The sequence below is a fragment of the Bacillus sp. SIMBA_074 genome, assembly GCF_046534555.1.
Lineage (GTDB): Bacteria > Bacillota > Bacilli > Bacillales > Bacillaceae_G > Bacillus_A > Bacillus_A mycoides.
Genome location: NZ_JAWRYM010000332.1, coordinates 1 through 293, shown reverse-complemented (window position 1 = coordinate 293; position 293 = coordinate 1). Strand labels below are relative to the sequence as shown.

Here is a 293-nt window from a genome sequence, read left to right as displayed (position 1 = left end):
CCTATGAAAGTTTAAAAGAAGGTTTGACTGTTGTAGATAAGTTGATTTTCTCGGAAGAAAAGATTGAATCAATCAAATTTGGGTATTCTATTAGAGCGGTTAATATTAAACTTCATGAATTAGCGATAAAAAATGATGCATATGATGCTGAAAATGGTATTAACTTTGAAGTCATTAAGAATATGAGTGAATTTAATGCTTTAAAGAATGAATTATCTTCTTGTATTAAAAGCTTTGTTTACGGAGATAGTGAGGCAATTAAATATGTTAAAGAAGAGTTTTATGATTCATAC

At 27.6% G+C, this 293-nt stretch carries 1 protein-coding gene; it reads left to right on the top strand.

Translation table 11 applies throughout. The features are described from left to right. Positions 1–293 (top strand): hypothetical protein (locus SB773_RS31055; RefSeq protein ID WP_410594100.1); only part of this gene is annotated, 293 nt, incomplete at both ends.